This is a genomic window from Roseovarius sp. A46, from assembly GCF_004126395.1.
GTDB classification, from domain to species: Bacteria; Pseudomonadota; Alphaproteobacteria; order Rhodobacterales; family Rhodobacteraceae; genus Roseovarius; species Roseovarius nitratireducens.
Map to the genome: position 1 here is coordinate 1 of NZ_PVWS01000056.1, position 8,313 is coordinate 8,313.

The 8,313-nt window shown below is 62.2% G+C and carries 10 protein-coding genes and 1 pseudogene; 5 read left to right on the plus strand and 6 right to left on the minus strand.

Annotated features, from left to right (window positions below):
* Positions 1-577: 577 nt before the first annotated feature.
* Entirely contained in the window at positions 578-1,222 is a 645-nt protein-coding gene (locus C6W92_RS17040; protein WP_164989285.1) for a C-terminal helicase domain-containing protein, read from the minus strand.
* Between the two features lie 109 nt (positions 1,223-1,331).
* Here C6W92_RS17040 and C6W92_RS17770 point away from each other — a divergent pair, with 109 nt between their 5' ends.
* The 4 genes from C6W92_RS17770 (at position 1,332) to C6W92_RS17055 (ending at position 4,496) form a co-directional block, all read left to right on the plus strand.
* The gene (locus C6W92_RS17770; RefSeq protein ID WP_164989286.1) at positions 1,332-1,493 is read left to right on the plus strand and encodes a hypothetical protein; all 162 of its coding nucleotides are present in this window, start codon (positions 1,332-1,334) and stop codon (positions 1,491-1,493) included.
* A gap of 192 nt (positions 1,494-1,685) precedes the next feature.
* Positions 1,686-3,254 carry an IS21 family transposase gene (gene istA, locus C6W92_RS17045; protein WP_129435289.1) on the plus strand — a complete coding sequence of 523 codons (1,569 nt, stop codon included), beginning with the start codon at positions 1,686-1,688 and terminating at the stop codon, positions 3,252-3,254.
* Positions 3,184-3,912 carry an IS21-like element ISPkr1 family helper ATPase IstB gene (istB, locus tag C6W92_RS17050; protein WP_028031292.1) on the plus strand — a complete coding sequence of 243 codons (729 nt, stop codon included), beginning with the start codon at positions 3,184-3,186 and terminating at the stop codon, positions 3,910-3,912. Before istA (C6W92_RS17045) ends, istB (C6W92_RS17050) begins: the two co-directional genes overlap by 71 nt.
* Positions 3,909-4,496: a hypothetical protein gene (locus C6W92_RS17055; protein ID WP_129435290.1), complete on the plus strand. Its 588-nt coding sequence runs from the start codon at positions 3,909-3,911 to the stop codon at positions 4,494-4,496. The genes istB (C6W92_RS17050) and C6W92_RS17055 overlap by 4 nt, the downstream gene beginning before the upstream one ends.
* Positions 4,497-4,557: 61 nt before the next feature.
* On the opposite strand, the gene istB (C6W92_RS17060) is transcribed toward C6W92_RS17055, so the two are convergent.
* The 4 genes from istB (C6W92_RS17060) to C6W92_RS17070 all read right to left on the minus strand — a co-directional run bounded on the left by istB (C6W92_RS17060) (position 4,558) and on the right by C6W92_RS17070 (position 7,281).
* On the minus strand, positions 4,558-5,400 hold the full coding sequence (istB, locus tag C6W92_RS17060) for an IS21-like element helper ATPase IstB (RefSeq protein ID WP_129435292.1): 843 nt from the start codon (positions 5,398-5,400) through the stop codon (positions 4,558-4,560).
* Positions 5,397-6,629, minus strand: coding sequence for an IS21 family transposase (gene istA, locus C6W92_RS17065; protein ID WP_129435294.1), 1,233 nt, complete (start codon positions 6,627-6,629; stop codon positions 5,397-5,399). Before istA (C6W92_RS17065) ends, istB (C6W92_RS17060) begins: the two co-directional genes overlap by 4 nt.
* Before the next feature lie 239 nt (positions 6,630-6,868).
* The gene (locus C6W92_RS17775; RefSeq protein WP_164989287.1) at positions 6,869-7,045 is read right to left on the minus strand and encodes a hypothetical protein; all 177 of its coding nucleotides are present in this window, start codon (positions 7,043-7,045) and stop codon (positions 6,869-6,871) included.
* Between the two features lie 47 nt (positions 7,046-7,092).
* Positions 7,093-7,281, minus strand: a complete 189-nt coding sequence (locus tag C6W92_RS17070) for a hypothetical protein (protein ID WP_241691204.1) — start codon at positions 7,279-7,281, stop codon at positions 7,093-7,095.
* Positions 7,282-7,476: 195 nt separating this feature from the next.
* Between C6W92_RS17070 and C6W92_RS17075 the strand changes: the two genes are divergently transcribed.
* Positions 7,477-7,710, plus strand: a complete 234-nt coding sequence (locus tag C6W92_RS17075) for a hypothetical protein (RefSeq protein ID WP_129435296.1) — start codon at positions 7,477-7,479, stop codon at positions 7,708-7,710.
* A gap of 21 nt (positions 7,711-7,731) precedes the next feature.
* Here C6W92_RS17075 and C6W92_RS17080 read toward each other — a convergent pair.
* A pseudogene (locus C6W92_RS17080) lies at positions 7,732-7,821 on the minus strand (DUF3309 family protein); the annotation flags it as partial.
* Positions 7,822-8,313: the final 492 nt, after the last annotated feature.

Consider the following 8,313-nt stretch of genomic DNA (forward strand, 5'->3'; position numbering starts at 1 on the left):
TCTGAAACCGCGCCCGAAGCGCATCCGGCAAAGGTGCTGACATAATCCATCCTCCCAAACAGGATGAATCACAGATCAGGCTTCAAGGGAATCCCACCGATTCAGGTTTTCGGTGGGATGCTTTAGCGCATTAATATCTTGTAGGTATTTTTGGTTGCGGGAGCTCGCAACCGTCGAAACCTACCCCAGCCACGCTGCGTCCTGCCTCCATAAACGCACTGGCGTTTCGAATCCCCTGCCCTCCGCCACCATTGCGAACCCGTTCAAGCCGCCGGCCCGAGGCGGATTTTCTCCTGTTTTCAAAGGGGTCTGCCGGCTGGGTGCGAGCCGCTGAGACGCGGGTGCGCAGCGATTTCCGTCTCTGCATGCCCTCTCGTCTCTGGTAAGGCGAACCGCGCCGATTCCGGTTCGGTCGAAATTTCCCTCGCTTTTCCAATGGCCTGACTCGCGAACCCGCCAAAACTGCCCGCCCTGTTTCCATCGCTATCGACCGAAACAGAGACCGAACATGCAGGAGGCGTAGTCGGTGGGCTCGATGGCCGAGTGGCGCGTAGTGGTGGCGGTGGGGAGACGGGCCCTAGGCTTGGCGAAGGCGGACTCGCAGCGGGTTGGCATAGTTTCCTTTGCGATCCCAGAGCCGTCGGGCGTGCTCGGCTATCGCGGTCAGGAACGGGTTCCGCAGATCGCCATCGCCAGCGAGGATGATCAGATGTGCTTGGGCGCGCGACGCGGCAACGTTTATGAGCCGGCGCCCAGTCTCGCTATTCAGGAATGGGCTTCCTGCATCCACAGGATCGAAGATCACAATCTTCCGCTCGCTACCCTGTGCTCGGTGGACCGTGCTGACACGAACTTCCTTTTGCCCCTGCCGTCCCAGCATCGACCTGATGAGAGCACGCTGAGCGCGAAAAGGCGTGAGGATCAGAATGTCGTCCGACTCGACGTATGATCCGAGCAGCTCATGGACCCAAGCGGCAATGATTTCGGCAGATGCGAAGCGGATCTTGCCATTGTACTTCTTCGACCACGTCGCCTCGCCAGCGCGATCGTCTATGAGCACACGTGGGATTTCTCGACCATCGAGATACCATGGAGAACGTGCCTGCTTCCATTCCGGATCCCGCGCCGCTTTACGGCATACAATGAGGTCGCCACTGTAGAAGGTATGTGAGACGATATCGCAGACACCCTGGCACATCCGCGATTGCTCATTGAGGAACACGCTGGGAGCTTCTTTGAAGACGTCAAAGGCTGTCCGACCGAGGACAGTCTGTGTTGACGGGTCGCAACTCTGTACGATTGGAGCCAGCTGTTGCGGATCTCCGGCAAACGTGGCGCACTTCGCGATGCTGGCGACCATGAGGGCCGCCGGCAACATGATCTGGCTGGCTTCGTCGGCGATTGCAAAATGCCAGACACTTCCGCCCGGGTTCGCGATGCTGTCGAAGTGGCGGAAAAGGGAGTTTGTCGTGATCGCGACGACGCGCGAATAAGCCGAGATATGCGCAACATCCGTCTTGAGCTTGGCTCGCGCAGCTTCAAGCTTCTCTTTCCACGCAACATAGCGCTCGATTGTGAACGGGCGTGCAATTTTGACCCCGTAGAGGGGTGATCGGCGTCCAAAAATGACCCCCTTACATTGATGGTCATGATGCTCCCGAGGTCATCGGGGAGCACAGTGTGGGATGTTGGTCGTGGGGACGATAGCGAAGATCCGTCGGGCGTATTTTCAGGACAAGAAGTCGATCAAGCAGATCTGCCGGGAGCTGCGGGTATCGCGGAACACGGTGCGCAAGGTGATCCGGTCCGGTGCGACGGAGCTCACCTACGAGCGGACCATTCAGCCGTTGCCGAAGATCGGGCCTTGGAAAGACATGCTCGACGAGATGCTGGCGGTGAACGCACGGAAGCCCAAGCGCGAGCGACTGACCCGCATCCGCCTCTTCGAGGAACTCCGGGCTCGAGGATATGATGGTGGCTATGATGCGGTCCGGCGATACGCGGCGACGTGGTCCAAGGAGGAAGAGGAGGCATCTGCCGCCGCCTATGTGCCGCTGAGCTTCGATCCGGGAGAGGCCTACCAGTTCGACTGGAGCCACGAGATCGTAGTGATCGACGGCGCGACGACCACGGTGAAGGTGGCGCACGTTCGCCTCTGCCACAGCCGGATGCTGTTCGTGCGGGCCTATCCGCGCGAGACGCAGGAGATGGTGTTTGATGCGCACGACAAGGCCTTTGCCTTCTTCGGTGGAGCCTGCGCGCGGGGCATCTACGACAACATGAAGACGGCGGTGGACACGATCTTCGTCGGTCGCGACCGCGCCTACAACCGCCGGTTCCAGCAGATGTGCGGGCATTACCTCGTCGATCCCGTCGCCTGCACCCCGGCATCCGGCTGGGAGAAGGGACAGGTCGAGAACCAGGTCGGCGTTGTCCGACGGCGGTTCTTCGTGCCCCGGCCGAAGTTCAAGAGCTACGCCGAACTCAACGCCTGGCTCGAAGATCGCTGTGTTGCCTGGGCCAAGGCCAATCCGCATCAAGAGCTTCGGGATCGAACGATCTGGGAGGTGTTCCAGGACGAGCGCGCGAGTCTTGTGCCCTATGTCGGCTCCTTCGACGGGTTCCACGCGGTGCCTGCCTCGGTGTCCAAGACATGTCTCGTCCGGTTCGACAAGAACCGCTACTCCGTGGATGGCCGCGCTGTTGGTCGCCCTGTCGAGATCCGCGCCTATGCCGAGCGGGTCGAGTTCTGGCAGGACGGCAAGATCGTGGGGCAGCACGCTCGAGCCTTCGGGCGCGACAAGGCCATCTACGACCCGCTGCACTACATTCCGGTTCTGGCTCGCAAGCCTGGCGCCCTCCGGAATGGCGCACCCTTCAAGAACTGGGACCTGCCGCCGGCAATCAGGCGCGTGCAGCGCAAGCTTGGCAAGGTGCCGAACGGCGACCGGCAGATGGTCCAGATCCTGAGCATGATCCCAATCGATGGACTGGATGCGGTGGATTCTGCCTGTGCCGAAGCCCTGAACGAAGGGGTTCCCGCGGCCTCGGTCGTCATCAACATCCTGGCCCGACATCGGGAGCCGACCCCGCCACTGACCATCGATACGCCGGCTACATTGCGACTGACCTGCGAGCCCGTCGCCGATTGCAAACGCTACGACAGCCTCAGGAGACCCAACCATGGAAAGATCACAGGTGCTGGACGCGATGAGCCAGCTGAAGCTCTACGGCATGAAGGCCGCCTACGATGAGATCATCACCACGGCGGTGAAGCGTCAGCACGAACCGCAACAGATCGTCGGCGACCTGCTGAATGCCGAGATCAGCGAGAAGCAGGCGCGCTCGATCAAATACCAGATGACGATCGCCAAGCTACCGCTGGCGAAAGAGGTCGACGAGTTCAGCTTCGAAGAAACGCCGGTCAACGAGACGCTGGTGCGCGATCTCGCCGCCGGGGAGTTCCTCGAACAGCAGCGCAATGTCGTGCTCATCGGTGGCACCGGGACCGGCAAATCCCACCTTGCCGTGAGCATCGCCCGGGCCTGCATCCGGCGCGGCAAACGGGGGCGCTTCTTCAATGTCGTGGACTTGGTGAACAAGCTTGATGCCGAAGCCCGCGCCGACCGACAGGGGCGCACGGCAGACCTGCTCTGCCGCCTCGACTTCCTGATCCTCGATGAGCTCGGCTATCTCCCCTTCGCGCAGACCGGAGGCCAGCTGCTGTTCCATCTCATCAGCCGCCTCTACGAGCGCACCTCGATCATCGTGACGACCAATCTCGACTTCGGGGAATGGCCTTCGGTCTTCGGCGACGCGAAGATGACCACTGCGCTGCTCGACCGTCTGACCCATCACTGCGACATCGTCGAAACCGGCAACGAGAGCTGGCGCTTCAAGACCCGTGAATGACCAAGGCCCCGCTGGCCCGATACGGCTGCGCTGTATGGGGGCTACACCGCATCGGGCCAGCTACCCGTGTGCTCCACGGGGGTCATTTTTGGATGCCGATAGGGGGTCAAGATTGCGTGCCGATTGACAATCTGGGCGCGCTGTTCGCGAAGTACGAGATCGCGGCACAAGCCAGCCTGCCGGTCACCGAAGACATCTTCGCCCACATCCTTGCGCGCGAACACGGCACCCGTCTGGCGCTGCTGGAGATCGCGCAGATCGAGGGCCGTTATGACGGCGCCATGGCGCAGGTCGAGCGGCTGATGGACCTCGACCCGACCGATCCGATTGTTCTTTTGTCCTTCGCGGAACTGGCGCTCGTCACGCCCGATGATCGCTCCCTCATGGATCGGGTGATGCGCGCCACAGTGCATGTCGAGAACGAGACACCGGTCGATACGGCGATCCTGCTCTATCGCGGTCGTGCGCTCGCCGCACTTGGCTTGTCCGAGGCCGCGATCGATGTCTTCACGCTGGCGAACCGCCGCCGCAAGGACCGGCCCGATGGGCTCTCACATCAGATCCAGTTGTCAACGCCGCGTTAAGAATCCCCAGAAGTGCCGAAGTAAATTTCCCCACTTGCACGGGTCCGGTGATCAGCCGGTGTCAGTGATCTGCAGCTCCGTTTTTGGTTTTCGGCGGTCGGCCGCGCCGCTTCGGCGGCGGTGGCGGGGTGATGGGTGCGTTGGCGCGGACATGCTCGGGGATGAGGTCGGCATGGCCGCGAAGCCGGTAGCTGGCGCCCTCGATCTGGATGACCACCGCGTGGTGCAGGAGCCGGTCGAGCAGTGCGGTGGCGACGACCGGATCGCCGAAGACCTCACCCCATTCCGCGAAGCCGCGGTTTGAGGTGAGGATCATGGCCCCCTTTTCGTAGCGGGCGTTGACCAGCTGGAAGAACAGGTTGGCGCCGCCGGTTGTGATCGGAAGGTAGCCGATCTCATCGACAATCAGCAGGGAGGCCCGGGTATAGAAGCGGATCTTCTCGGCCAGCCGGCCCTCACGTTCGGCCTGGCTCAGCGCCGTGATCAGTTCGGCCAGGGTTGCGCGGTAAACGCTTCTGCCAGCCTTCACGGCGGCGACGCCGAGGGCCGTGGCCAAGTGCGACTTGCCGGTGCCCGGCGGTCCGAGGAAGTGGACGACCTCGGCCCGGCGGATGAAGTCCAGCTGCGCCAGAGCCGCGATCCGTTCGCGATCGAGCGAGGGCTGGAAGCTGAAGTCGAAGCCTTCGAGTGTCTTTGCGGGCAGGAGCTTGGCGGTCCGCAGGGCCACGTCGATACGGCGCGTCTCCCGTGTCGCGTATTCCTCGCTCAGGAGCGTGTCGATGGCCTCGATCGCGGTGATCTCGCCTTTCTCCAGTTGCTGCAGCGTGTGATCGAGGGCTTCGAGCGCGTGCGGCATCTTCAGCCCGACCAGAGCGCCGTGGATCCGGTCCGGAAGATCGCTCATGACCGTGCCCCCTCGGCTGCCAGACGCTGGCCAACCGCACCGTAGAACTCAAGCGGCCGACGTAGCCCCTGCGCGGACCGCGACAGGGCTGGTCTCGGCGGCGGTGCCTTGCGATGTGCGGGATCGACGCGGCGTCGAGCCTTGCCTTCCAGCACCGGATGGCGGGCGATCAGTTGGCCATCCTCGTAGATCAGCAGTTCGGTGGCGTGATGCTGGACCTCGAGCGTCCGGCGCCGAGTGGTGTCCGGGACGGAATAGAAGTTGCCACCAACCGCGATCATCCCGTCCTTGCTCACCCGGCGCTCCACCGACAGCACGGCGCGGTAGGGGATCTCCGGGAGCGGCTTCAGATGGGAAACTTCCTCGGCGAACGCGTCATCCACCACGCGCCGGGTGGTGGCGTGAACGCGAGGGTTGGCCACTTCGGTCCGCCAGGCGTCGAACTGGCCGTTGAGATCGGCTATGTTCCGGAACGTGCGAGCCAGGAAGAAGTCCTGCCGGATATAGCGGAATGGGCGCTCGACCTTGCCCTTGGTCTTGGCCCGATACGGCTGGCAGGCGCGCGGCACCGTGCCGTAATGGTTCAGCAGCGCCACCAGGGAGGCATTGTAGGTCACCACACCGGCCTCATCCTCGCCGATCACGGCGGTCTTCATCCGGTCATAGAGGATTTCCTCGGGCACGCCGCCCATGTCCGAGAAGGCCGCGATATGACAACGCAGAACCGATTGCAGGTTCTGACTGGCAACGAACCGGCCCCAGAGCCAGCGGCTGTGCCCGAGCACCATCGAGAACAGCCAGACCTTGCGGACGATCCCGGGCTCATCGGTGAACTCAACTGTGAACTCGGCAAAATCGACCTGGGCCTGCTGGCCCGGCGGGGTTTCGAACCGGCGCTCGAACTGCACCTGCCTGGGCGGGCGCACCTCGCGCAGGAAGTCCGTCACTGCGGTGTAGCCGCCGTCATAACCCAACTCCCGGATCTCGCGCAGCAGGCGCGCCCCGCTGAGATCGGGAAAGGTCTGAACGCGCTCCTGCAGGTAGTGCTCGTAGGGCTCGATCACACGCGCCCGCGGCTGGCGCGGGCCGTAGACCGGCGTCTCAAGCCCACGGTCGAGATACTTCCGAACCGTCTTGCGATCACATCCAACCCTGCGCGCAATCGCAGACACGCTCAGGCCCTGCTTCTTCAAATCATGGATCAAAACGATCTCCCTCAGTCCTTTCACCTGTCTGCCCCTGTCAGTTCCTCATTCAGGGCATCAGGCCTCATGTCCCGCGTCAGAGACAATTCCGAATAATTGAAGTTCGGAATTGCCCCTGGCGCTCACCACTGGGGAATTTTCAAACGGCGGTATTGGGGAGATTACGTCCGGCGGTTACACAGAGAACGCGATTGTCCATCAGGGACGCCTTGACTCAGGTGTCGCCCTGTTGATCAAACCCTATACCCGCCTCGAACTGGCAACTAAGGTGCGCCGCGTTCTCGACGAGGATCGCGGATAGTTTGCGCAACATGCCATCCTGCCCCGAGGGTGAACTCGCCCGACTCCAGCATCCGCTTCCATCGGAACGCGCGGGCCAGCGCCTTGACCAACGTGTTGTCGGTCCGCTTCGGCTGCGCGGCGCCGTCCGGTAACTGCATCTCCTTCCTCCCGCCGCGTTTCACCACACGGTACGGGATGTGGAGCGTCACGGTGTCTGGGATCGGTGCGGCGTGTGACTGCGGTCTTCAACGCCGTCGCGCTTGCGCCACTTCCACACGGTTTGCTCGGAGGTTCCGTGGCGCTCGGCAACGATCCAGGCCGGTTCATCGCTCGCCTGGATGGCCGCCCTGATCTTCGGTGTGGTCGTCGCTTGGCTGTGAAGCTTGATCAGCATGCCGATCTCCCGTCTCGCACCTCGTTCAGAACAGACCGTGCCATGAACAGCGCAGATCGACGAGGGGCTATGTGATCATCCGGGATGAAACAGCTACTTTGCATCAGTTTATCGTAGCATAATTTGGTCCATTGTCGCGATGCTCCAAGTCAATGATGACTGGCACATAGCCCCCAAGCTGAAAGTGAAACTGACATGCCCCGCCCCGACGACATTTCCGGAACTGCCGCACTGGCAATTTGCGAATCGCTGCTGCTTGCATTGAACGATCACAGGATTTTGCCGGAGAAAGAGATTGTCGGCGTTCTCAAGGATGCGGCGGCGGCGCATGAATTTGCTCCGCTGGGGGATCAGGAAGCGCTTCATGCCGCCGTGGCATTACTGATCAATGGCATCCTTGCCGGCGGCAACTCGGTGCGCCGGCCCTGAGACCATCTTTGGGGCCGACCGTCAGAGCCGTCCCGGCAGCACCAGAATGATCAGGATCACCAGGATGATTCCGAGCCCCCCGCTGGGCCCATAGCCCCACGACCGGCTGTGTCCACAGGTGGGGAGCACCCCTTCTCTTTCTGTTCAACCTCCGCCGCACCGGCGAGCGCGCGGGCCGCGCCGCCGAGCGGCTGAATATGCTGGAGCGTCGCAATGCCATTCAACGACAGATGCTGGACGCGGCCGCCCGCCGCCCTCGTGATCGCAATGATCTTCTTGAGCTGTTGCGCGACAGAGGATTCTGAGCCGGGCGGTTTGTCAGTGTGCCCGCCGGTGGTGGACTACGGCCGTGTCGAACAGCAACGTGCGGCGGGTGAAATCGCATCGCTGTCGCGGGATTCTGTGATCATTGGATGGCGTTCCGACTATGCAGTCCTGCGGGATCAGGCGCGGGCGTGTCGCTGAGACATCTGAAACGAGTCGTCTAATCGCAGCCAGAATTGCAAGCATTTTCTTTGCACCTCCGGTCATTGGACGGCTGGAGGTCGGTCTTCAGGTCATGTGCGAGACAAATGCGCTTTAGGCTCCGAGTGCGCGTCTTTG

Coding starts and splice junctions, on each gene's coding strand:
- istA (WP_129435289.1), top strand. CDS start 1,686: ATGTTGGTCGTGGGGACGATAGCGAAGATCCGTCGGGCGTATTTTCAG.
- istB (WP_129435292.1), bottom strand. CDS start 5,400: ATGAGCGATCTTCCGGACCGGATCCACGGCGCTCTGGTCGGGCTGAAG.
- istB (WP_028031292.1), top strand. CDS start 3,184: ATGGAAAGATCACAGGTGCTGGACGCGATGAGCCAGCTGAAGCTCTAC.
- C6W92_RS17070 (WP_241691204.1), bottom strand. CDS start 7,281: ATGCTGATCAAGCTTCACAGCCAAGCGACGACCACACCGAAGATCAGG.
- C6W92_RS17775 (WP_164989287.1), bottom strand. CDS start 7,045: ATGCAGTTACCGGACGGCGCCGCGCAGCCGAAGCGGACCGACAACACG.
- C6W92_RS17055 (WP_129435290.1), top strand. CDS start 3,909: ATGACCAAGGCCCCGCTGGCCCGATACGGCTGCGCTGTATGGGGGCTA.
- C6W92_RS17075 (WP_129435296.1), top strand. CDS start 7,477: ATGCCCCGCCCCGACGACATTTCCGGAACTGCCGCACTGGCAATTTGC.